15 protein-coding genes and 2 pseudogenes are annotated in these 21838 nt (G+C 65.5%); 8 read left to right on the top strand and 9 right to left on the bottom strand.

Translation table 11 applies throughout. The features are described from left to right. The first annotated feature begins 9 nt into the window (after positions 1–9). From GA0070616_RS16305 to GA0070616_RS16285, 5 genes are read left to right on the top strand one after another with little or no spacing between them, the layout of a single operon-like run. Positions 10–981 (top strand): AAA family ATPase, encoded by a 972-nt coding sequence (locus GA0070616_RS16305; RefSeq protein ID WP_091082892.1) that lies wholly within the window; start codon positions 10–12, stop codon positions 979–981. Continuing rightward, positions 981–1451: a hypothetical protein gene (locus GA0070616_RS16300; protein WP_091082888.1), complete on the top strand. Its 471-nt coding sequence runs from the start codon at positions 981–983 to the stop codon at positions 1449–1451. Before GA0070616_RS16305 ends, GA0070616_RS16300 begins: the two co-directional genes overlap by 1 nt. Continuing rightward, the gene (locus GA0070616_RS16295) at positions 1448–1969 is read left to right on the top strand and encodes a hypothetical protein (RefSeq protein ID WP_091082884.1); all 522 of its coding nucleotides are present in this window, start codon (positions 1448–1450) and stop codon (positions 1967–1969) included. The genes GA0070616_RS16300 and GA0070616_RS16295 overlap by 4 nt, the downstream gene beginning before the upstream one ends. Further along, positions 1966–2862, top strand: a complete 897-nt coding sequence (locus tag GA0070616_RS16290) for a CBASS oligonucleotide cyclase (protein WP_091082881.1) — start codon at positions 1966–1968, stop codon at positions 2860–2862. Before GA0070616_RS16295 ends, GA0070616_RS16290 begins: the two co-directional genes overlap by 4 nt. Continuing rightward, positions 2859–3797 carry an S-4TM family putative pore-forming effector gene (locus GA0070616_RS16285; protein ID WP_091082879.1) on the top strand — a complete coding sequence of 313 codons (939 nt, stop codon included), beginning with the start codon at positions 2859–2861 and terminating at the stop codon, positions 3795–3797. The genes GA0070616_RS16290 and GA0070616_RS16285 overlap by 4 nt, the downstream gene beginning before the upstream one ends. A 116-nt stretch (positions 3798–3913) precedes the next feature. Here GA0070616_RS16285 and GA0070616_RS28190 read toward each other — a convergent pair whose 3' ends face one another. From GA0070616_RS28190 to GA0070616_RS16260, 6 genes and pseudogenes are all read right to left on the bottom strand, one after another. Then, positions 3914–4072 (bottom strand): hypothetical protein, encoded by a 159-nt coding sequence (locus GA0070616_RS28190; protein ID WP_175440100.1) that lies wholly within the window; start codon positions 4070–4072, stop codon positions 3914–3916. Between the two features lie 158 nt (positions 4073–4230). Next, a complete protein-coding gene (locus GA0070616_RS16275; RefSeq protein WP_175440099.1) occupies positions 4231–6324 on the bottom strand; it encodes an N-6 DNA methylase in 2094 nt (697 codons plus the stop codon). A 254-nt stretch (positions 6325–6578) separates the two neighbouring features. Beyond that, positions 6579–6701: pseudogene (locus GA0070616_RS27705) on the bottom strand (IS110 family transposase); the annotation flags it as partial. 214 nt (positions 6702–6915) lie between these two features. Then, entirely contained in the window at positions 6916–7257 is a 342-nt protein-coding gene (locus GA0070616_RS16270) for a M48 metallopeptidase family protein (RefSeq protein ID WP_217628209.1), read from the bottom strand. Between the two features lie 11 nt (positions 7258–7268). Next, on the bottom strand, positions 7269–10205 hold the full coding sequence (locus GA0070616_RS16265) for a type I restriction endonuclease subunit R (RefSeq protein ID WP_091082865.1): 2937 nt from the start codon (positions 10203–10205) through the stop codon (positions 7269–7271). Further along, a complete protein-coding gene (locus GA0070616_RS16260) occupies positions 10202–11419 on the bottom strand; it encodes a restriction endonuclease subunit S (RefSeq protein WP_091082861.1) in 1218 nt (405 codons plus the stop codon). Before GA0070616_RS16260 ends, GA0070616_RS16265 begins: the two co-directional genes overlap by 4 nt. 99 nt (positions 11420–11518) lie before the next feature. Here GA0070616_RS16260 and GA0070616_RS16255 point away from each other — a divergent pair, with 99 nt between their 5' ends. Further along, positions 11519–12736, top strand: a complete 1218-nt coding sequence (locus GA0070616_RS16255; RefSeq protein ID WP_091082856.1) for an NsdA family TPR-like regulatory protein — start codon at positions 11519–11521, stop codon at positions 12734–12736. Here GA0070616_RS16255 and GA0070616_RS16250 read toward each other — a convergent pair. Next, positions 12719–13285 carry a GNAT family N-acetyltransferase gene (locus GA0070616_RS16250; protein WP_245712805.1) on the bottom strand — a complete coding sequence of 189 codons (567 nt, stop codon included), beginning with the start codon at positions 13283–13285 and terminating at the stop codon, positions 12719–12721. The two genes, GA0070616_RS16255 and GA0070616_RS16250, sit on opposite strands and share 18 nt — an antisense overlap. Positions 13286–13491: 206 nt before the next feature. Here GA0070616_RS16250 and GA0070616_RS16245 point away from each other — a divergent pair. Both GA0070616_RS16245 and GA0070616_RS16240 read left to right on the top strand, forming a co-directional pair. Beyond that, positions 13492–13749: pseudogene (locus tag GA0070616_RS16245) on the top strand (transposase family protein); the annotation flags it as partial. Next, the gene (locus tag GA0070616_RS16240; RefSeq protein WP_245712804.1) at positions 13746–14291 is read left to right on the top strand and encodes a transposase; all 546 of its coding nucleotides are present in this window, start codon (positions 13746–13748) and stop codon (positions 14289–14291) included. The pseudogene GA0070616_RS16245 and the gene GA0070616_RS16240, both read left to right, overlap by 4 nt. 99 nt (positions 14292–14390) lie before the next feature. Here GA0070616_RS16240 and GA0070616_RS27700 read toward each other — a convergent pair whose 3' ends face one another. Both GA0070616_RS27700 and GA0070616_RS28185 read right to left on the bottom strand, forming a co-directional pair. Then, entirely contained in the window at positions 14391–14720 is a 330-nt protein-coding gene (locus tag GA0070616_RS27700) for a hypothetical protein (protein ID WP_139128922.1), read from the bottom strand. A gap of 152 nt (positions 14721–14872) precedes the next feature. Next, on the bottom strand, positions 14873–21760 hold the full coding sequence (locus tag GA0070616_RS28185) for a polymorphic toxin-type HINT domain-containing protein (RefSeq protein ID WP_091082849.1): 6888 nt from the start codon (positions 21758–21760) through the stop codon (positions 14873–14875). Between the last annotated feature and the right edge of the window lie 78 nt (positions 21761–21838).

Genomic DNA, 21838 nt, shown 5'->3' with positions numbered 1-21838 from the left:
GCTACATCCATGCGCGAGTCGACGCGGGAGGGGCGTCAACTGGCGCTCGTTGCGGATATTGGGGGGACCATGACGCGCAGTCTTCGCGGGTCTGAAATCAGGCGGCTGCCGGACGATGCGGCACCGGGGGTGGCCGACACGCGGCTGCTGCCGAACGACGACTTCGCTGCCGCGTGGTCGGCGATCGTGCTGCCGGACGACATGAAGCAGCGGTTGCTGCGGACGGCGGTCGCCGAAGCGCATCTACGCGCGGCAGTGCCATTCGACGCGCTGCCGTTGCACGGGGTCGTTCTCCTGACGGGCAAGCCCGGCGTCGGCAAGACGACGGTGGCGCGCGGTTTGGCTAACCAGGTGGCGCGCGCGGTCACACACGCTGCTCAGTGGTTGTTCGTGGAGGTCGATCCGCACAGCCTGGCCAGCTCGTCCTTGGGACGCAGCCAGCGTGCGGTGGAGCAGTTGTTCGGCACTCTGCTGAACGAGCACGCCGCCGCCGGCCCGATGATCGTCTTGCTCGACGAGGTGGAGACCCTATTCACTGACCGGGCGGCCCTGTCGATGGAGGCCAACCCGGTCGACGTGCACCGGGCGGTGGACGCCGCGCTCGTCGGGCTTGATCGGCTCGCCCGTCGCCACCCGCAGATGCTGATCGTGGCGACGACCAACTTCAGTGACGCGCTCGATCCGGCGTTGGCTTCGCGCGCGGACTGGATCGTCGAGGTGCCGCTACCGGATCGCGCCGCGCGCCGGCAGATCCTTGAGCACGCCGCTGCGGCGGTCGCCGCCGCGTTCCCCGGAGCATGTCGGCTGCTTGAACCAGCGCTGTTGGACGCGGCCGCCGAGGAAGCGGCCGGCATCGACGGCCGCCGGCTGCGCAAAGCTGTCGCTACCGCCTGCGCGTACCGGCCGGAAGCGCAGGGCGATCCCGACCGGGTGACTGGTCAGGATCTGCTGGCGGTGCTGCGCGAGGAGGGTGGCCACTGATGAGCGTCGTAACACGGCAGGTGCCGTCCGTGCCCGTCCGCACGTCGGTCGCCACATGGACCACGATCATCGGCCTGCTCACCCCACCGGATGCCAGCGCTCGCGCTGACTTGGAGGCGGTCACGAGCACGGTGGCCATGCTGATCGCCGAGGAGTACGCCCGCGAGGCTCCGATAGTGGTCATGCCGGTCGCGGGCGACCGGGTGCGGATCTACACGCTGCACGGCGCAGCCGCGGTCGAGGCCGAGGACCCAGCGGCTCTGGCGACCTGGCCGTTGGCCGAGGCCGGCTGGCGGATCTCGCTGCCGTGCGGCGCAGCCGACCTGGACGATGTCCGTACCGCGTTGGAGCCTTACCCGCACTTCGAGGTTCGCGATGTCACCGAGGGCATCGCCACGGCTAGCACAGCGAAGCAGCGGGGTACCAGCGGTCACGTCGTGATCGACTATGCGGAATTGGAGCGGTCGTGACCACTGCCGTCCGCGTCAACACCTACGCTCACACGACCACGCACGTCGCGACGAACATGCTGCGCGGGATGAAGCAGATCATCCAGCAGAGCGGCCTGAGCACCAGCAAAATCATGGGCGACTGGGCGGTGCTGGAGGCGGGCATCGCTGCGTGGCTCAACTCCGGGCACCTCAACGGCTTGGTGCTGGAGATCTACGACCCAGGCAAGCGCGCCGGCGACGATCTGGCGGGGCGTTTCGACTTCACCATCGACTACAGCTACTACGGCGACGGTGACGGCGAGTTGTGGCTGGACCCGGACACCGTCTCCTACACCGTGCTCAAGAACGGCTCGTACCCGTCGCGCTGCAGCTACCGGCTGATCGCCGACACCGCCCCCGGATATCCAGCGGTGGACGGCTGGTCCACCACCACGTTCCGCTCGACCGCCGGCTTCACCCGACACTCTGTCGGCACTGCGATCGGCGGCGGCAGCCTCGGTGCTGGCCTGCACTACTACACCAGGAGCAACGGATGATCAGCGTCAACGATGCGTTCTACAAGTTCCGCAGCAACCTGGAGACCACCGACACCGAGGACGCGTCCGCGAGCGCCCGGCAGAAACGCATCCGGGAGCAGCTAGACGCCGACGACACCCTCGACATCACCAGGGACTTCCTCACCGGCGCCTACCGCCGACACACGAAGACCAAACCGCTGCGCGACGTCGACATCATGATCGTGCTGGGCAACACCGAGTACCTCGGCCGGCACCCCCACGACATCCTCGAAGTCGTCCGGGCAGCGCTAGTCCCCTACTACGGCGAAGCCCGGGTGTGCTGCGACCGGCGCGCCGTCCGGGTGGACTTCGGGGTAAGGATTGTCGACGACGTCAGCGACGCCGACGAGGTCGTGTCCTTCGACGTCGTGCCCGCCTTCGTCAACGACGACCACTATCTGATCCCCGACGACGTCACCGGCGAGTGGGTACACACCAACCCCGAACTGCACTACGACGCGGCACGGGACGCCAACAAGGACTTCGCGGAACAGTGGAAGCCGCTCGTCAAAATGATCAAGAAATGGAACCAGGTCGCCGGTCACCCGGTTGAGCCGTCCTTCCTCATCGAGGTGATGGCCCTGAAGTTGATCACCGGCCCATGGACCGGCAGCCACCCCCGCGAGCTACGACAGTTCTTCGCCAGCGCCGCCAGCCGCATCGACGAGGGCTGGCCGGACCCGGCCAACATCGGACCTGACGTCTCCGACGTAGTGGACAATGACCCAGCGAAGATGGACACCGCCCGCAAGGCGCTCCGCGCAGCCGAGGCGGCCTGCACCGCCGCGATCAACTTCGACCGGACCGGACGCACCGGCGAAGCCCTGACCGCATGGCGCGCACTGTTCGGACCACTGTTCCCGCTCTCATGACCAGCACCCATGCGGCCCGGCCAGTACCCGAAGGAGCCACGGCCCGCATCACCCAGCGCCAAGACGAGCCACAGCACCTTAATCGACTCCTCGCCTACAGCCGCGACTACCAGATCGCTCACCGATGGCGGCGCGCACGTGCCCTCGGCACGTTCGCGCTCGCCGCGGTCGGCCCGTTCATCTCCTTGTTCATCCCGGCCACCACCGATCTGGTCGCCGCCATCAGCGCCGGATGGCTCGTCCTCGGCCGCACCCTGCTAACCGGAATGGAACAACGAGCCACCCACCACGCCGCCCGAGTCCAGGAACTCTACGACACCAACCTCTTCCATCTACCGTGGAACACCGCCCTCGCCGGCCGCAAACCCGCGCCCGAAGACGTGGCCGCCTCCGCCCGCCACATCACCGACGACACCAAATACCGCAACTGGTACAGCGTCGACCTAGGCACCACACCCTGGCCCGCCGACGTGCTGCTCTGCCAACGCCAAAGCATGGTGTGGAGCCGCCAAGAACACCGCGCCTACAGCGCCACCATCCTGACCACCGGCGTGATCTGGTTCATCATCGGCCTCGTCATCGCCCTCGTACGCGACCTGAGCCTCGCCGACTACCTGATCAAAATCTTCCTGCCCAGTGCCCCGGCCTTCCTCGACACCATCGAACTCGCCCGACAGCACTGGCAACACGCCAACGCGCGCCAACAGGCCGAACACAAGATCGACGACCTCTGGCAGGCATACGTCACCCAGCCCGACACACTCGCCATCAGCAACTGTCGAGAGGTCCAGGACGCCGCTTTTCTACTCCGCCGTAACGGACCTCGCGTGCCGAACCTGTTCTACAAGCTTCGCAGAGCTAGATCGGAAGCCAACACCAGAGCTGGAACCGCAGCGTTACTAAACGGAAGCCACGCAGGGCAGGCACCCGACTGAGGGGTCCACTGAGGTTCCTCGGCGCTGCGACCTCTCACACACGATGTCGGCCGCCAGCGTGTGACCGTTACGCCGACCGCTCTCGTTCGAGCTGCGCGTACCCGCCGGGCCAAGAGTCAGGATCCGGCCGTGAGGAAACCGGCCATGGCCAGTAGGAGCAGGACGCTGCCGCCGAAGGTGCTGCCACCCACCAAGATCGCAGCTTGGGGGGTGAGGTTGCCGATCCAGGCAATCACGCCCGCGGCGACACCGGCCATCAGACTGACAAGGATCATGACGGCCAACCAGAGGGGCCGAGTGGACGCGTTCAACGGCTGAACCTTTCCGGACTGATGGGTAGCCCGATCTCGGGACCGAGGTTCTCGGTTAGCGGGGACACGGCGGGCGCGCGGAGGTTCAGGCTGCGTGGCGGCGCGTCGGGGACGTGCGGTCATCACGCACCACCGAGAAGCCTGCGGTTGATCGCATCCCGGGCGGATGTGGCTTCGACGGCCAGTGCCCGCGCGGCGGTCACCTCGTCGTCGAGGGCGCGTAGGGCTGCGACGATGGCCTGCTGTTGGTGCGGCGGCGGCAGAGGGATCTTCGTCTGCGCGATGTGTGCGGCAGCAACGTACGCGGTCGCGGTGGAACGTGCGAACGTCGTCATCTTGGTTTGGGTGACCAACCGCAGGTAGGCGTAGAGGAAGTAGGGGTCAAGGACGTCAGTGTCGTGGACCCGTAGTCGGAGCAGGTTGGTGCTGACCAGGCGGCCGTCGTCGGCGGGCCGAGCGAGGGCGGGCGGGGTGAGCGCCCCGGTTCGCACGCAGAGCACGTCACCGGTACGCACCTCGTAGTCGACCAGGCTTGCGGCGAGGTGGTGCGGGGCGTACGGCGGGTCGTCAGCCACGATCCGGCCGTCGCGTAGGTGCCGGGGCAGAACGATGGGGACCCCGTGGTCGGAACGGTCCTTGGCCGGTAGGCGGGAGTACGAATAGCCGGTCTTCACCGCGCAGTACTCACCGATATTGACCGTTCGGGCGCCGGACGGCTCGGACAGCAACGCGGTTGCTTCGTCAGCGGCGAGCTGGCAGTCGAAGGAGCGCTGGTAGAGCTGGTGGAGGTCGGTGCGGGTGTCGTGGCGGCCGGCGGGTGGCGATTCGATCCGGCGGCGCACGTACTCGGCGGGGTTGAGTGAGCATGTGTCGGTTCGGATGTCGGTTTTGGGGATGGCCACGCTGAAACGTTCGCTGCCTGGGTGGGATCGGCGGGCGTCGCGGTCGATGAGGAACGACCGCCAGGCTTGCAGGATGTCGGTGTGCCGGGCTTCGTCGAGGGTGGCAGGGCGGTCGTCGGGGGTCCGCGGGTGCGTGGCGTCGATGAACAGGATCGGCTGGTCTGAGCCGGGCGGGTGGCGGACGATCCAGATGCTGGTGGCGATGTGGCTCCCGGCGTAAAGGCCGGACGGAAGTGCGATCACGGCTTCGACCATGGACTGCTCGATCAACTGGCGGCGGATTCCGCTTTCGCGAGTGTTGGCCGAGGTGGCGGCGGTCGGCGGCATGATAATCGCGATCCGGCCTCCGTTACACAGCCGCTGGAGACAGTGCAGCAGCCACCGGAACGCGGACCGTGCCGGCGGTGCCGGAAATGGCCGCCACTGAGTGTCGGGCAGTTGGTCGATCCAGGAGTCACCGCCGAACGGCGGGTTGGCCAGGATGTGGGTGACCGGCGGAGGGAAGTCCTGTTCCGCAGCGCGCAGGTCGGCCGTTTCGCCACGGGCGAGCAGGGTGACTCCGGAGAGGCTGAGCGCGGCGGGCTGGGCTCCGCGTCCGTACAGACTCACCTTGTTCGGCGCTGCTGCGGCCGCTGCGGCGAGCAACTCGCCGCCACGCAGGTAGGGATCATAGATCGACTCCGCGGTGCCGTCGATCAGTGCCTCGGCGAGCAGGGTCGCCACCGCGCGCGGTGTCAGAAAGGACCCTGAAGGCAGCGCGGTCTCGTACTCATCGGCTATTGCTTGCACATCCGCTGCGCCAAGCCCGGCGCAGCGAGCCATGATTCCCCGGACCTGCGAGACCCGCTCCGGTGCCAGCCGTTGCAGGGCAGCGAAGACCTCCGGGCGTACGCCGTCGCGCCGGGCGGTCCGCGCGACGGCCGCGGCGATTTGCTTGAGCAGCCATCGGGCACCGACGGCGGTGAGGTCCGGGGGAATCAACCGGTCCACCTCGGCCCAGGCCTGCGGGTCTCGAGTACGTAGAAGGATCAGTGCCAGGCGCAGCGTGAGGTTGTCGGCTTGGGCTGTCCGGCCGTCACCGGGCAGCTGCAAGTTGGGCGGTTCGACCGGCGCGGCGGCGGCGAGGTTGCGCCGGACTCGATCGGCGTACCTGTCGACTCGGGTACCAGCGTCCCGGGTCCGGGTGACCGCCTGCCGTGATTCCAGCCATCTCAGAACGTCGGCGAGCGCGAATCGCTTGTCGTCGCCTGGGCGGGGAAAATCGGCGTGCCGCTTGCCCCACTGAGTTACCGACGCCCGGCTGACTCCGGCCAACCGAGCGATCTCCGCACGCGTAATCCGTTGCATCGTTCCTCCAACTCGCCACAGTGGACGAGGAAGAAGCTAGAACGCGCTACAGCCGCGCGCAACGATGAGCACTACCATATGCACTGGCGGGAAGCGATGATCACTCTGCGATTGCAAGCACTTCACAGCCCCCTGTACTGGCGATATGCCAGCGAGCGACGTCGCAAGAAGCGCCCACCTGTTAACACTCAGAGTGTTAACACAGCAGCGCTCGCTGGTGGGGCGATGGATAGCAGGATGCGGCGGCCGGCCTTACGTAGCCCTGCTGGTCCGCCGCAGCGCGACAGCAGCTCCAGGACAGCCTTGTGCGGCACTTTCGGGCCGATGACCCGTTCCAGGGCGGGGGTGGATCGGGGCGGCCCGGTCCCTATCAGCGGTCCGCCGACGCCACCCGACCCGGCGACGACACCCCCGGATCATGCGTACGACAGGGGCAGTAAGTCATACCGGGCCGGGCGACCGATCAGTCCCCGGCTGGGGACTGATTGAGAAGGTAACGAGGAGCAACCGGGGGGGTGTCGGCACCAACCCAGCTTCCGGCTCTCCTTGAGCCCCCTGTCAGTCTTCCTTCTCTTGCCGACGCTGGCCGGCGCTCTCTGTTGTGTGCTGGCTTCGCCGCTCCAGCTCGCGCCAGTTCGGCACCAGTGCGGTCATCATGGCCTTGAACTGCTTGCCGTGGTCGCGGTAGCGAAGGTGCAGCAGCTCGTGAACGATGACGTAGTCCTGAAAGTCTTCAGGCTCGGTCGCGAGGTCATCGGCGAATGCCACAACGCCGCCGGGCGCACACGAACCCCACTTACCTGGCAGCCGCTTGATCTGGACCTGCTCAGGATTTACCTTGAGTTTGACCGCCCAGCCCATGGCGCGCCGGCGGAGCTGCTGCTCAGGGTAAAGCGACATGTGCGCCATCCTCACGCCGCCTGCTCCAGCACAAGCACAATCCGCTCGATGACGGCAGCGCGTTCATCCTTGTTGAGCGTCAGCAGCGGCTTGTAGAGACTGGCTCGCAGACGGCGTCTCTCGTCCGGGTTCTCGCGCCAGCTCGGAAATTTGGCGAGCATTGTCTCGATCTCCCGTGAGGCGGCCATGCTGTCGAAGGCTGCAGCCACGGCGGCGCTGCCCTGGCTAATAACCCAGTAAATGGCAAAGCCGACGTCCGAGAGACCGCTGTCCTTCGCCTTCTGCCTGGCCTTCGCCTTCTCCTTAGCCAAAGCTTCGAGTTCTACCATGGCAGCGATACCGTTGATTTTGCGGTCCTCAAGATTCCGCATGACGCGGTCGGCCCGATCCTTGATGCTCTGGAGCACCACGGCGCCGGCCGGATCCTCCTCCATCTCCTTCCGGAGGCCGCGAAGTAGGTTGTAGGCCTTGCCCTCGTCCGGACCGTCGTCGCCCTTAAGCTGCTCCAGCGTCTCGACGTCGAAGTCCACAACCTTGGAGAAACGGCCGAGTCCTTCCTGGGTAGCGCTGTCCTCAATAAGCTTGCGGGTCTTGTGCTCCAAGTCGCCGAGGAAGCTCCCCGACTCCGAGTAGTTGGCCCGGACAGCGGCGTAGAGCTTGGACAGATCCTTGAAGGTCTGGATGTGGTCGCGCAAGCCCGGGTCCGGCGACAGGATCTCCCAGAGAGCCTCGATGTCCTTATAGGCGTCGTAAAAGACCTTCCGGGCGGCCGGGTCGATAAACCGACCGAAGACTGCGGCCTCCAGTTGGGCATCGGGCGTCTTGGCGCCGTCGGCCCGGAGGTACTCTCCTGCAGCCGCTGTGATCTTCTGATGCAGGTCAACCATGAGGATGTCGAGGTCTTCCAGCGCACCCTTGATCGCCCCTGCATCGAGGGTCAGTGCCTTCTTCATGTCCTCCAGCACGCTGACGAAGTCGACGACCAGCCCGACCTTCTTGCTAACGTTCTCGCCGTCAATGTATGGGCGGTTCACCCGGGCCAGCGACTGCAGCAGCACGTGGTTGCGCATCGGCTTGTCCAGGTACATGGCGTATAGCACCGGGGCGTCGTAGCCGGTCAGGAGCTTGTCGGTAACGATCAGGATCTTGGGCTCCTGGTCTGCCTTCTTGAAGAGCTTGCGGACCTCCTGCTCGCGGGTCTCGGAGAGCTGGAGGTCAGCCACGGCAGGACGGTCGACGACGTCATTGACGTTCTTCGAGTAGACGACCTCCGACCACTCCGGTGGCAAGTACTGATCGAGCGCCCGCTTGTACTTGGCGCAGGTCTCCCGGTCGACCGCCACCACGAACGCCTTGTAGCCAAGCGGCAGGACGTTCTCCTTGAAGTGACCGGCAACGAACTGAGCGACCTGGTCGACCCGGTCTACCGCCCCGAGGAACGCCCGCAGGTTGACTGCCCGCTCCAGCACCCGGTTGAGCTCATCGACGTCAGTGACGTCCTCTTCCCCGGCCAGGGCGTAAAACTGCTCTTCGAGGTCCTTGACCGGAAGCCGCATGCTCGACGGCGCGAGTTTGTAGCGGATCGGGAGGGTGGTCTCGTCCTCGATCGACTCGATGATCGAGTACTTGTCGAGATACCCGTCCTCGTCGTCGCGGCCGAAGATCTTGAACGAGCCCGACCCTGCCTGGGAGTCACCGATCGGGGTACCAGTGAAGCCGACGATCGTGGCGTTCGGGACTGCGGCCATGAGATAGGTGCCGAGGTCAGCAGCGATCGATCGGTGGGCCTCGTCGACGAAGACGAAGATGTTGTCCCGCAGCGAAGAGTTGGCCTTAATTCTCTCGAACTTATGGATCATCGACACGATCAAGCCGCGCCGGTCGGAGTCGAAGATGCGCTGGAGGTCGGCCTTACTCTCCGCCCGCTCGACGTTAATGTCGGCGGCCTGCATCTCGCCGAGTAGACGGTCGACCCAGCCCTTGAGCTGGCCCTCCAGCTCGTTGCGGTCAACGACTAGGATGACTGTGGCGTTGTCGAAGCTCGCTTTGTCTTCGAGGATCTGACGGGCTGCGGTCAGCAGTGTGAAGGTCTTACCCGAGCCCTGTGTGTGCCAAATCAGGCCACGGTTCTTCTCGGGGTCAGAGCAGCGAGCGACGATCTTGTCGACGGCCTTGCGCTGGTGTTCGCGTAGGACCGACTTGCGAGTCTCGGAGTCCTCCACATAGAAGAGGATCCAGTCCTTCAGGGTACGCAAAAAGGCGTGCGGCTCGAAGAACGCCTGGGTAGCGCTCTTGTAGGACTCGTCCTCGGTGTACTTCCACTTGAAGACAAAGCGCCGAGAGACGTTCCAGGTGACGCCGTACCAGTACCCCAGCATGTGGGTCACGTTGTAGAGCTGGGTTTGGGCGATGAGCTCGGGCGTCTCCTTCTCGTACCGCCGCAGCTGCGTGATGCCGCGCGTCAGAGCGTCGCCTGAGGTCGGGTTCTTGTGCTCCACGATGGTCACCGGCAGACCGTTGACCAAGAAGATGACGTCAGCGCGATTTCCCTTGCGGGCCACTGGCTCGATCTTCCACTCCCAGGTGATCTGGAGTTCGTTGTTGTCTGGGGTGTTGAAGTCAACGAGCTGGACGGAGCGGTTGCGCTTCTCGCCTTCGTCGTACCACTTGTGCTCGCCGCGCATCCAGCGCAGAATTTCCCAGTTTCCCTCGATGGTCGGCGGCAACGCCTCGATAGTCTCCACGATGGCCCGCGCCTGGTCGGAAGTCAGCCACGGGTTGAACGCCTGCAGCTTGTCTTCGAGCACCGAGGTCAAGAGCATCGTCTCGCGCCCACGCCGGAACACCTCGGCGTCGACTGGCGAAAGTGGCGTCCAGCCGACCTCCTCGGCATGGGCGACCATCGGGAACTGCGCGGTGTACGCCTCGCTGATCTTGAGCACGGTCATACGGTCGCCTCCTCAAGCTTGACTTCCATGGCCGGAAGGACGCTTAGGTCAAGCTCACCGAGACTGACCTCTTCGAACACCATCTGACGGGTCATCACCAACAGCAGCTCCTCCAGGACCCGCAGGCGACTGCGGTGCAGGTTGATCTTGTGATCAACGGACTCAAAGACGCTCACGATCTCCTCTTGCTCTTCCTTGGTCGGCGGAAGCGGGAGCCGCAGACCATCGATAGTGCCGGTATTGAGGTTGTACTTTCCGTCGGCCGCCGGCGTCGCCCTGCCAGCAACCATGGCCGACCCCACAGGGGAGCCATAGAAGTAGGCCACGTACCGCGGGTCGACAAAATCCTTGAGGCGAGCGCGAATTAGGTAGGAGGCGAAAAGAGCTTCAGCCGGCTCATCCTGGTACACCGCGCAAGCACCAAGACGCTCCAGCACGCCGTTGGTGCGGATGAAAAGCAGGTCGCCCTGCCTCAGGAGGTAACGCACAGCGTCGACTTCGCGCAGATCGGCGTACTTTAACTCAGATGGATCGACATGACCGGTCTTGATATTCGGAATGCGAAGCACCGGGTAGCCACGCTCTTCGAGCGTGCAATGGACCGATGTCCCATACTGGAGCCACTCGCGAACGTCAGCAAAATCGACGACAGACCAGCTCTCTGGCAATGGCCCGAGAGCGGTCTCCTTGACCGGCTCGCCACGCAGGCCCCGGGTGAAAAGTTCGCCAGCCACAGCTCGAAGCAGTTCCTCGCCATTGCTCAGAGCTATACGCTCGAGCTCAATGGCGTCCGACACACAGTCCAGCACTCGTGCAATATCGTCCTGTACATCGCGCGGCGGGATCCGGACAGCGATTGAGTAGACATCTTCACGGTTCAGTCCCGGTACAGCACTGTGGCTATTCAAGCCCGTCAGCCCGCAACTACCCAACAGGTAGTAAAGGTAGCGCCAGTTGTGATCACCCTTGTCAACGACGTAGTAGGTCGTGTCTATGGGCCAGAATGGCTCCACCGTGTATGCGAGGGCACCGACCGAGCCCTTGCGCCCCACCACGATGCCCGGGCCCTTGATGAGGGGTTCGTCGTGTACACCAACCTGCCCGTTCGATCCGTAGACGCCATAGTTTCCAGGCCGGCGGGAGTGAGCGGGAAGCGCTTTGCCGTAAGCCAGCTCGATCTCATCACCGAGCACCGTGTCGCGCCACCCAATCATTTCGCCAAACCTCCCAAGAGCTGCAGAACGCGCTCATCCGATGCGCGCTGCCGCAGAGACAGCTCACGTAGCATTCCGACGAGAGTAGGCACATCTGCGGTGGTGCCGAGCGGAGCGGAGATCCTGCTTCGCGACCTGCTCGGCCGGCGCCCTAACACCGAGGCGAGTGCTCCGTCACAGGCGGACACCACCGCTCTGAGCGGCCTGACCGAGGAGGTCGACTTCGGAGAGTTGGCGCAGGTCATCGTCATGTGGATGCAACGGATACCGCACTCCCGGGCCCGCAGGGACATGCTGGGCAAACTGACCGCAGCGTTGGCGGTCGCAGCGGCAACGCCACTGACCGATCTGGCGAGCGCAGCCGGGCGAGCTGACGCCGTACCGCTGCTCGTCGAGTCCAGAAGGTTCGATCCCGCCACGCTCGCGCATTGCGAGGCCATGATGCCCAACCTCCGCAAGCAAGGCGACGTCCTCGGGGCCAGCTCCACCCTGCCCAGCGCACTGGCCTACCGGCGCATCGCCGAACAGCAGGCCAAAGCCGCCCTCGACGGCCAGCACCGCGACCGAGCGGTGGTCGCCTACGCCGAGCTGACTCAACTGACCGGCTGGCTGTGCTTCAACATGGGCGACTACAGATCCGCGCAGCGGTTCTACGACGACGCCCGCAGCGCCGCACACGAAGCCCGAGCAGTCGAGCTGGTGACCTACATCCTCTGCACCATGAGCCATCTGGCAACCTGGCAGGGCCAACCACGAGTCGGCATCGATCACGCCGTCGCCGCAGCCGCCTGGGCCGAGCAGAGCGGCAGCCCCTACGCCCGCGCCTACGCCGCCGACGTGGCCGTGCGCGCCCTCACCGCCGACGGCCAAGCAGACAGGTCGAAAGACGCCCTCGACCGCGAGTACACAGCCCTGCAGGCAGCGCTCGCCGACCACAGCCCTCGCCAGTCATGGTGGTACTTCTACGACGAGTCCTTCTTCTGGAGCACCAGCGCCCAGAACGCACTCAAGTTCCACGACAGCGCCCAGGTACTCGACGCAACAGAAAAGGCCCTCAAGCTCAGCGACCAGGGCAACCTGCACAATCGCTCATTCCGGTTGCTGTACCGAGCCGAGGCATTCACACGTCAGCAGAACATCGGGCTCGCGTGCCAGACCATCACCGAGGTAGTCGAGCTGACCTCGCTTAGCTCAACGCGCCGAATCGAACAACGACTACAAGGTCTCCGTCGCGGCCTCGACCCGTGGAAGCGTAGCCGTGCCGTCAAACAACTCGATCAAGCAATCGAAGCCTACCGCTCAGCGCCCACCACGTAGTGGAAGCGGTCGCACGAACACCGCGTACTCGCGGTAGTAGGCGCCCGGCCTACCAGGCTTAGTGCCGACCCGCTGCCAGCCCCATCCCTCGTAAAGTGCATGGGTTGCCGTCGCGACCGGGTTGGCCGTCAGGGTGGCACGCTGCTCGTGGCGGCCCTTGAGGAACGTGTCGTGCAGGGTGCGTCCGATCCCCTGACCCTGCCACGCCTTGCGGACCTCGATCTCGGCCAGGACGACGGTCCGCTCACCGCCGTACTCGTCGGTGAAACCAGCCTCGGGAGCCGGCTCCAGGCCGGCGAACCAGCCGCGATCCTGCCGCAAGCTGTAGCCGAAGACGAACCCGACCAGCTCGCCACCCGCCCGCGCCGCGACCAGCTCGTAGTTGCGCGCACCCAGCGCACCGGTGGCACGGTCCCGAAACGCGGCGGCCTTGACTGTCGTGTCCTCACCCGCCACATGGCCGTACGCGTCGGCGTACACCTCGCACAACTCGTCCATCAGGCTGGCGGCATCCTCGGCGCTGTGGCGGGTGTACGTCACGTCGGTCACGGGCACCACCATACGTTCGCACGGCACCCCGTTCTTCCCCGTGGCGCGGGGAAGATGCTCACCGAGCGAGCTACCATTTGAGGCGTCGGAGCCTCGATGATCATCTGAATCGGTCATGCCCGCCCTGCTACCACCAGCAAGGGCGCGTCCACACTAGCCACTCCAAGCCGGCACCCCGCGATTTTGCCGGGGCCCTAACCCATTAGGGCTGCCAAGGAGCCCGCGGCAGCGTGCGCACTCCGTTCAAGCGACGCCGCTGCCGCCCGAAGCTGCCACGCCAGCAGAGAGCGAACCGTGCCCACGCGAAGATCCGCGCCCGCGGCGAACGCGCGATCGCCGCCCTCAAGACCTGCAAGATCCTCAACAAGCTGCGCTGCTGCCCACGGCGTGCGACCACAATCGCGCAGGCCATCCTCGTTCTACACCACGTCAAACCCAACCGCTACGAGCCGTCAACGCGTTGACCGCCCTGCTGCGGACCGTCGATCTCAACGTCGACGCCCGTCGCGCCCTGACCACCACGACCATCACCACCCATCGCGGCTTGGCGCACCCGAGGAGAGGATCCGGCCCTTGCCGTCTGCCGAGCCGAGCCATCCGCCTGGCCCGACGCATCAGGGCCCTCGACGCCGAACTCGCCGCCAACCACACCGCCCTGCACGAAGCCGTCACCATGCAGGCGCCGCAACTGCTCGACCTGACCGGCGTCGGCGCCGCAGTCGCCGCGACCGTCCTGCTGGCCTGGTCACATCCCGGACACATCCGCTCCGACGCCGCGTTCGCTGCCCTGGCCGGCGCATCACCACTACCAGCCTCATCAGGCAACACCACCCGACACCGACTCAACCGCGGGCGGCGACCGCCGCCTCAACCGAGCCCTCTACACCGTCGCCCTGGTCCGCATGGGCCACGACCCCGCACCCGGGCCTACGTCACCCGCCGCACCGTCAAAGGCCGCACCAAACGCGAGGTCATGCGCAACCTCAAGCGCTACATCAGCAGGTAACTCTTCCGGACCCTGGCCGCCACCCACACGGCAGAAACCACCGCTTGACAGTTACAAAAGCATCTCAATCTGGGTTAACGCGAATATCGGCCCGACACGCTATCCCGCACTGGGAGGCTTTGAAAAGGTAAGACCAGAGTTGAATGCTTTGCTCAGCGTCCGGATCTTCTCCTGATCCGGCCCTTCCTCGAAGGCCTGTTCATTGTCGGCCAGGAAGTCCCTCCACGCGCTACGCTCACGCTCCATCAAGTCATCATTGTGCGAAGGGTTTTCAATCATACTGCGATACCCCCACAGTGCACTAATTCCAAATATCCCTTCATCTCGCTTAACGAAGCTCCAGCCAGAAGGAAGTTTGGCATCGGTAAAATCGAACAGTTCAACGTGAGCCCAGATCGGCCGAACACCGTCATTCAGAACAAGGAGCATAAGGCTTCCTCGACTGATCGCCATTGCGTAAACCGCGTAGGCACCGTCGACCGTTAACTGAAATTTAGTTGACTTGAAGTTTCCACTTCGACTTAGGGCTGATTCCGACAAGTCGCTGCCACGATTTCCAACACAGATTACACGCATAACCATCAGTCGACCGCTCCCGGAATCCAGTCCTTCACCTTGAGGTCGTCAACTGCACCTGTTGTAGTCTGGTATTGGTAATGAATTTCCACGTCATCAATCGTCTGAGTCATCTTTTGCCAACCTTTATCGGCCGGCCATCTCGGATCAGTTTGCGGAACCCTAACCAATCTTTCACCGGCTTCCGGATTGTGTCTCACCTCCAGCAGCAAATCCTCCTCCCAGTTAACGTGAGGTCGTCGCGCAGTACTGCCCCGCGATGGATTTTGCACAGGTCCAAGACACGGACCCGTATTGTGCACGAGGACCGGCGTGTTGCCGGCGAGCACATAGTACGTGTGGATGTCTGCGATCGTGAGGTTGTAGGCAAGGGCGCGCCATGTGGTTGCCGATACGTGCTGGGTGACCGTTGCGAGCTTGCCTGAGGGGGTGGCGAGTCGATCGCCGGGTTCGAGGTCCTCGGCGGGCTGCCATTCGCGGTCTGTTTCATTCCAGAAGGGGTGGTCTTCGGTTGTTGCGAGGGCAGTTCCTTCGATGCCGAGGGTGTGGAGGTCGTCTTCGTGGACCCAGACGTGGGTGATCTTTCGCTTGCCGCTTTCTCCGGTCTGTGGGTCGGTTGCGTAGATTGTGTCGCCGACCTTCAGTTCACTGATGGCCTTTGCGGTTCCGTCCGCGAGCAAGACCTTCGTGTCGCTGCTGAAACTACATGCGAGTCTGGCTGCATCAACGGCGTTATCCGCGCCGCGCAGCGCTTTCGCTACAAGTTTCAGGATAGTACTGGCGGCGGCACCGGCGCCGGGAATGAGAATTGTTGCCGCCCATAGGCAGCTCGATCCACTGCCTTTTGCGCAGTCTCTTACGTCGGCGTATCCGGTGATTTGCGCCATGAACTCCGATGCGGATGCGGATCCACTCAGGTCGGCTTTGGCGCAGGCTTTCGGGTTGTTGTTGCACCAGACTCTGCGCAGCACGTCGTTTTGGTGGTATGAGGGCAGGTCGTCGAAGTATGTTCCGTAGAGGTGGAAGGAGATGTGGTTGGGTGTCCAGATCTGTCGGACCCCTTCTTCACCTCCCAGGCTGGAGTTGCCGAGTCCGCCGCCTCCGCCTCCGCCGCCGTTGCCCCCGCCACCGCCGTTGCCGCCACCGCCACCGCCGTTGCCGCCACCGCCGTTGCCCCCGCCACCGCCGTTGCCGTCACCGCCTCCCGGCGGCTTTTTTGGCTCGGTTCGCTTGCAGTCGCTGTCTTCGCAGGCGAGGAGGCCGGTGGGGTCGGCGAGGGTGGTGGGGTTGTTGTTGGCGTAGCTGTAGCCGTTCCATTGTTGGGGGTCGGTGAGGTCTTGGATGGGGTCGAGGCTGATGAAGCGGCCGGTGGTGGGGTCGTATTCGCGGGCGCCGAGGTGGGTGAGGCCGGTGGGGTCTTGGGTGCCGCCGACGAAGCCTTTGGTGCCGAGGAAGGGGGTTGGGGGTGGGGTGCGGTTTTCGCCGTAGGGCAGGAGTCGTTTGCGGGTGGTGGTGTGGGTGGCGGCGTCGATTTGGGTGTGTTCGGTGCCGTGGTGGTCGCCTGCGCTCCAGGTGAGGCCGGTGATGGTGCGTACGGCGATGGTGGTGCCGGCGGCGGTGTAGTAGCGGGTGCCGTCGGGTTGGGTGCTGCCGGTGGTGAGGGTGAGTTCGGTGGGGCCGAGGTAGAGGGTGGTGTTGTCGGGGGTGTGTTGCAGGAGTCGGTTGCCGTCGGCGTCGTAGATGTAGGAGGTCTCGTTGGTGCCTTCGGTGAGGGTGTCGAGGCGGCCTTCGGGGGTCCAGTCGAGGTGTTGGAGGGTGCCGGTGTCGGTGTGTCGGGTGACGGTGTTGCCGGCGGTGTCGTGGGTGAAGGTGCGGGTGGGGGTGGTGGCGAGTGGGCCGGTGGCGGTGATACCAGTCAGGGTGTGGGGTTGGCTGGTGCCGGGGGCAGGGTGGGTGTAGGTCCAGACGGTGTTGCCGGTGGGGTTGTGGTCGGTTTGTTGTTTGCGGTTGCCGACGTCGTCGAATTGCCAGGATCGCCAGTAGGGGTCGATGGTGCCGCCTCTGCGGGGGGTCTGGTCGCAGGCGGTGGTGGTGGGGGTGTCACCGGTCCAGGCGTCGGTGAGGCGGCGCAGGGTGTCGTAGCGGAAGCATTCGACCTGGTCGGCGGTGCCGTTGGTGGCGCCGAGCAGTGAGGTGACGTTGTTGTTGTCGTCGTAGCCGTAGGTGGTGGCGTACTTGGAGTTGAACATCCCGCCTTGGGCGGAGTTTTCCAGGTCGACGCTGGTGGCGGTGAGGCGGCCGGTGGGTTGGTCGATGGTCTGGGTGAGGCGGACTCGTTTGCCGATGCCTCCGAGCACGACCTGGTGGGTGGGGCCGTGGGAGTAGTAGCTGGTCGCCGAGACGTAGGTGCTGGCTCCGGTCAGGGTGGTGGCGTAGCCGTTGCCGTTGTAGTTGTAGGTGAGGGTTTCGGCGGGGAGTCCGCCGACGCCGGGCAGGGTGCTGGTGGCGAGGTCGCCGGCTTTGTCGTAGGTGTGGGTGTGGGTGTAGGTGCCGGCGAGGGCGCTGGTCTTGGCGGTGGTGGGGATCGTGACGGACGTGCCGGTGGGCTGGTAGCGGTCGGTGTAGCCGGTGACCGTGGTGGTGTAGGCGGCGCCGTCGTGCCAGCGGGTGGACGCGGTGGGTTGGCCCTTGGCGATGGTGTCGTAGCTGTACTCGGCGATCTTGGTGCCGGTGTCGGCGTCGCCGTGCCAGCGTGAGGTCACCCGGGACAGTTGGTCGTAGGTGAGGGTGATGGTGTCGCCGAGGGCGTTGGTGGTGGACCTGACGCGGCCGGCGGTGTCGTAGGCGGTGGTGGTGAGGCCGGAGTCGGGGTCGGTCGCGGTCTTCTTCCCGCCGGTCCAGTCGTAGGTGTAGGACCAGGTGTTGCTGTCGGGGTCGGTGACGGTCGTCAGGCGACCGAGCCGGTCGTATGCGTAGTGGGTGTCGAGGTGGTCGGTGGCGTTGGTGTACTGCGCCAGCGTGGTGGTCCGGCCGTGTGCATCGGTGTAGGTGGTGGTCTTTTCGGCGGGTGCCGGCGGGGTGGTGACGGTGTAGTCGCCGTGGTGAGCGTGGGTCGTGGTCCGCCACAGCGTGTCGAGGCGGTAGTCGGAGATGTGGGTGGGCCGGGACAGGTGGTCATACGTCGTGCGGGTCGAGGACGGCAGGTCGTTCAGGGCCGGGTTGAGTAGCCCGGAGAACGTGTTGTCGCTGTTGTGGACGGGGGCGCCGGTGGCGGCGACGTTTCCTCGGGCGTCGTAGGTGGTGGTCGTGACGATCCGGCCGCCGTGAGGGCCTTTGGCCTGGGTCTCGCGGGGGCGTCCGGTGCCGTCGAGGAACGTGGCCGACGACAGCCGGGACGTGGTGGTCCCGTTCACGGATTTCAGGGTGCTGCTGGTTGTTGACGGGGCGGCGTGCGGCTGGCCGGTGGCTCCGTCGTAGGGGATGTGGTAGCCGAAGCTGTGTGAACTCTGGCCGGGACTGCCGTCGGTGGGTCGGGGGTCGTCGGGCAGGTAGACGGCGGTGATGCGGCCGAGGTGGTCGTAGACCAGTTCGGTGGTCTTGTTGTTGGCGTCGACGATGCGCAGCGGTCGGCCGTTGTACTGCGACAGGTAGGTGGTCGTGACGTGCGGGTCGGGCAGGTTGTTGCTGGTGGTGATGCCGTCGGTGGGCCAGTTCACGGCCGGGGTGTAGGTGGTGGTGGTCGTGTGTCCGGCCGGGTCGGTGGTCGAGGTGGCCCGGCCGAAGTTGTCGTACGTGGTGGTGGTGTCGGTGTGAGTGGTGGCGTCGCGGTGGGCGCGGGCCCGGGTGACGTTGCCGTCGTAGAGGCCCTGGCTGGTTTCGGTGGTGGCGTTGTCGTAGAAGGTGACGGTGCGGGCGAGTTCCGTGCCGGGGGTTGCCGTGGCGCAGCTGGTGCCTGCGCGGGTGGTGACGCGGACGGGGAAACCGACCATGTACCAGTCGGTCTCGACGCGCTGGGTGTAGGTGGTCTCGACGCAGGTGTCGTCGGTGGTGGTGGCGAGGTCACCCTCGTAGAGGGCGACGGTCGGGTAGCCGTAGGTGTCTCTGGCGGTGGTTTGGGTCTGGGTGGACCGCCAGCCGCCGCTGACCGCCGTGCGGTTCTTCTCCAGCTGGTGGAGCACGCGGTAGGGGTTGTTCAGGCCGGGTCCGTTGCCGAGCGACTGGTAGCCGTGCTCGATGCGGTTCGAGCCGACTTCCTGGTAGGTCGCCAGGGCGGGGTTGGCGTTGTAGGCGGTCATCTTGTACTGACGGACCTGCAGGGTGCGGCCGGCGAGCGCGTGGTGGTCGACGCGGGAGACACCGTCCCAGTCGGTGATCATGGTGCCGCGAAGGGCACCGGCGGCGTTCTTGTCGTGGTACATGCCCTGGTAGAAGGTGTGCGTCGACACGGAGTAGCGGGACGGGTCGGTGCCGGAGCCGTGCAGGACACGCACGGTGCGGTAGCCGCGCCAGTCGCTCCAGGACTCCTCGTCCGCGGGGACGAAGTACTCCTTCGGGTTCGCCCACGTCGCCGTCGACGGCGAGTAGTCGTAGCGGGTGACCTGGTCCGGGGATCCTCCGACGAGGTCCTTGTAGACGACCTTCTTCGTCAGGTACTTGTGGAAGATCCCGAAGCCGCCCTCGCTGCCTTCCGGGGCGTGAAAGATCGGGTAGCAGTCCTCGTTGTTGGCGTCCCAGTTGCCGTCTTTGCCGTTGTGCCAGGTGGTGTAGCCGGGCTGGTCTGAGCCGCCGTCGGGGCAGGGGTCGTCCCTGCCGTAGGTGACGTCGATACGGCCACCGAACCCGTTGTGGATCTGCACCACCCGAGGCATCCGCATCGCCGCCACCCCGAGGCCTTCGTCGTAGTCGACGCGGCCATCAAGGTAGGTGGGCATGAGCTCACCGTCGATCGCGTCGAAATTGACCACCGGCAGTGCGATCTGGTCGGCGTCCGCGCCGGCCAGCCCGACAGGCCGGATGTAGTCCAGGAACAACACCTCGCCGGTCAGGCCGGGAGGGTTGAGGAACTTGTACCGCATGTGCGCCCGGGAGATGTTCTCCCAACTGCCACTGGTGTTCCACTTGTAGGAGGTAACCCGCTCCAGACGCTTTGTGGTGAAGTACGCCTGGGAGTAGTTGCCACACGACGACGACCCGCACAGCAGGTCCGCCGGCACGTCCGGATACGACGACGGGCTCGACGAGATCGACGGGCACGGGTCACTCGGGTACGGGTCACCGACCACGTCCTCGCGGGTGGTGTACTCGACGCACCGGCCAACCGAGTGGAACTCCACCTTCCCGACCGGCACCGCACCCGACTCGGTGGTGTTGCGGCCGTACTCAACGCGGTCGAGGTAGCCACCGCGGTCGTACTCCAGGATGCTGCCGGTCTTCGCCCGCTTGTAGTGGTTCGTCTCCCGGGTCCAGAACAGCTCCGTCATGTTCTCGTTGCTGTCGACAACCCGGTCCAGGTTCCACCGCCACGGATCCCGACACGAACCCGGGAACGACCCGTGGCACGGCTCACCCGCGTCGTCACCGAGGAAGTTCGTCTTCCACACCGCGTCCCGGTTGTGCCCGAACCGGTAGTAGGCGCCGTCCGGAGTACGCACCACCCAGTAGCCGTCGGCCTCGGCACCGCCGGTACGCCAGTCGATCCGCCAACCGAAGTCGTCCTTGGTCTTCCACTCCCCACTGGTGGTCTTGACCAGCTTCGTCGACTGCCCGTTGAGCGAGATCGTCATCTGCGCCGACGTGACGTCGTTGGTGGCGCTGTCGCCGTCGTTCATGTCCGGCGCCTGCCAACACATCTCCGCGGCCAGCAACTGGTCGCTCGGGTAGTCGTCCGCGCAGGACCGATAGGTGCGCTCGATGAACCCCGGGCTGAAACTCCACCCCAAACCAGCCCAACCGCCCTGGTTGTTCGTCCCCGACGTGACCCCGTCAATCGCACTCGACGAGTAACCCAACGACAGCCCCAGCCCGCCGCCGTAGGGCAGCGGAGGCTCCGGCAACGGATAGCTGTACGTGAAGGCCCCGGAACTCAAACCGACCTGCCACGCGTCCGACGGCTTCATGTCCGTGGCCCGGTAGTCACCGGTCGACCCACCCGACGCCGTCGACGTCAACGCGTACACACCCGCCGACGCGACCGCGGTCTCGGCCGCGAAACCCTCGAACGCGCCCCGAAGCGACTGCGTCGCCGTGGCATCACCACCGGCGTCAACAACCGCCGTCAAAGTCTGGGTCTTCGGGTCGTTGACCGCCGGCACGTGCACCGGCCCCGCCGAACACTCCGGCACCTCCGGAGACGTCGCCGCGCACCCCGGCAACCGCACCAACGCCAACCGGTCAGCAAACGACCCCCCGTACGCCTGCGCGAAATCACCGTAATCGACCATGACCCGCACGGGCCACGCCGACGCGGCCCCGTCCGCACGGGCCACGGTGAACAGGCGGCCGGAGTTTCCCAACGCCGACGACGACGCCTTGTCGAAGGCACGCACCCGCACCGACTCCACACCCGAGTCCGCGAGACCCCCCGCGTTCGCACCGGAGGGCTGGGGATCCGTCGCGGCCTCAACGGTCAGCCCGAACGCCTCACGCTGCTCCGCGTCGGCGGTCAGGTCGAGGACCGCCTCGCCAGCCGGCGGGAACGTCGCCGCCGGCAGCGGCACCGTCACCGCGAACTCGTCATCCGGATCCGGCCCCTGCCGCACCGCCGGCAGCGGAACACCCCCCACCGAAACCGACTCCCCCGGCTCCGTCACCGGCGACGCCACCGCCACGGCGGGAAACTGCACCACCGGCAACAACCCCGCCAACACCGCCAACGCCACCACACTCGCGCGCACCCGCCCACGCGCGCCAAAGCGATCGAACGAGGTGCCCCCACGGCGACCAGCAACGTCCACAACGACTCCTCGTCGATC

This window comes from Micromonospora nigra, assembly GCF_900091585.1.
In the GTDB taxonomy this organism is placed as follows: Bacteria; Actinomycetota; Actinomycetes; order Mycobacteriales; family Micromonosporaceae; genus Micromonospora; species Micromonospora nigra.
This window is presented reverse-complemented; position numbering and strand designations above follow the sequence as displayed.

Excerpts from the sequence above, each read along its gene's own strand:
- GA0070616_RS16260 (WP_091082861.1), bottom strand. The coding sequence starts at position 11,419 with ATGATTGGGTGGCGCGACACGGTGCTCGGTGATGAGATCGAGCTGGCT.
- GA0070616_RS16300 (WP_091082888.1), top strand. The coding sequence starts at position 981 with ATGAGCGTCGTAACACGGCAGGTGCCGTCCGTGCCCGTCCGCACGTCG.
- GA0070616_RS16290 (WP_091082881.1), top strand. The coding sequence starts at position 1,966 with ATGATCAGCGTCAACGATGCGTTCTACAAGTTCCGCAGCAACCTGGAG.
- GA0070616_RS16285 (WP_091082879.1), top strand. The coding sequence starts at position 2,859 with ATGACCAGCACCCATGCGGCCCGGCCAGTACCCGAAGGAGCCACGGCC.
- GA0070616_RS27700 (WP_139128922.1), bottom strand. The coding sequence starts at position 14,720 with ATGCTCCTTGTTCTGAATGACGGTGTTCGGCCGATCTGGGCTCACGTT.
- GA0070616_RS28190 (WP_175440100.1), bottom strand. The coding sequence starts at position 4,072 with ATGATCCTTGTCAGTCTGATGGCCGGTGTCGCCGCGGGCGTGATTGCC.
- GA0070616_RS16265 (WP_091082865.1), bottom strand. The coding sequence starts at position 10,205 with ATGACCGTGCTCAAGATCAGCGAGGCGTACACCGCGCAGTTCCCGATG.
- GA0070616_RS16305 (WP_091082892.1), top strand. The coding sequence starts at position 10 with ATGCGCGAGTCGACGCGGGAGGGGCGTCAACTGGCGCTCGTTGCGGAT.
- GA0070616_RS16270 (WP_217628209.1), bottom strand. The coding sequence starts at position 7,257 with ATGTCGCTTTACCCTGAGCAGCAGCTCCGCCGGCGCGCCATGGGCTGG.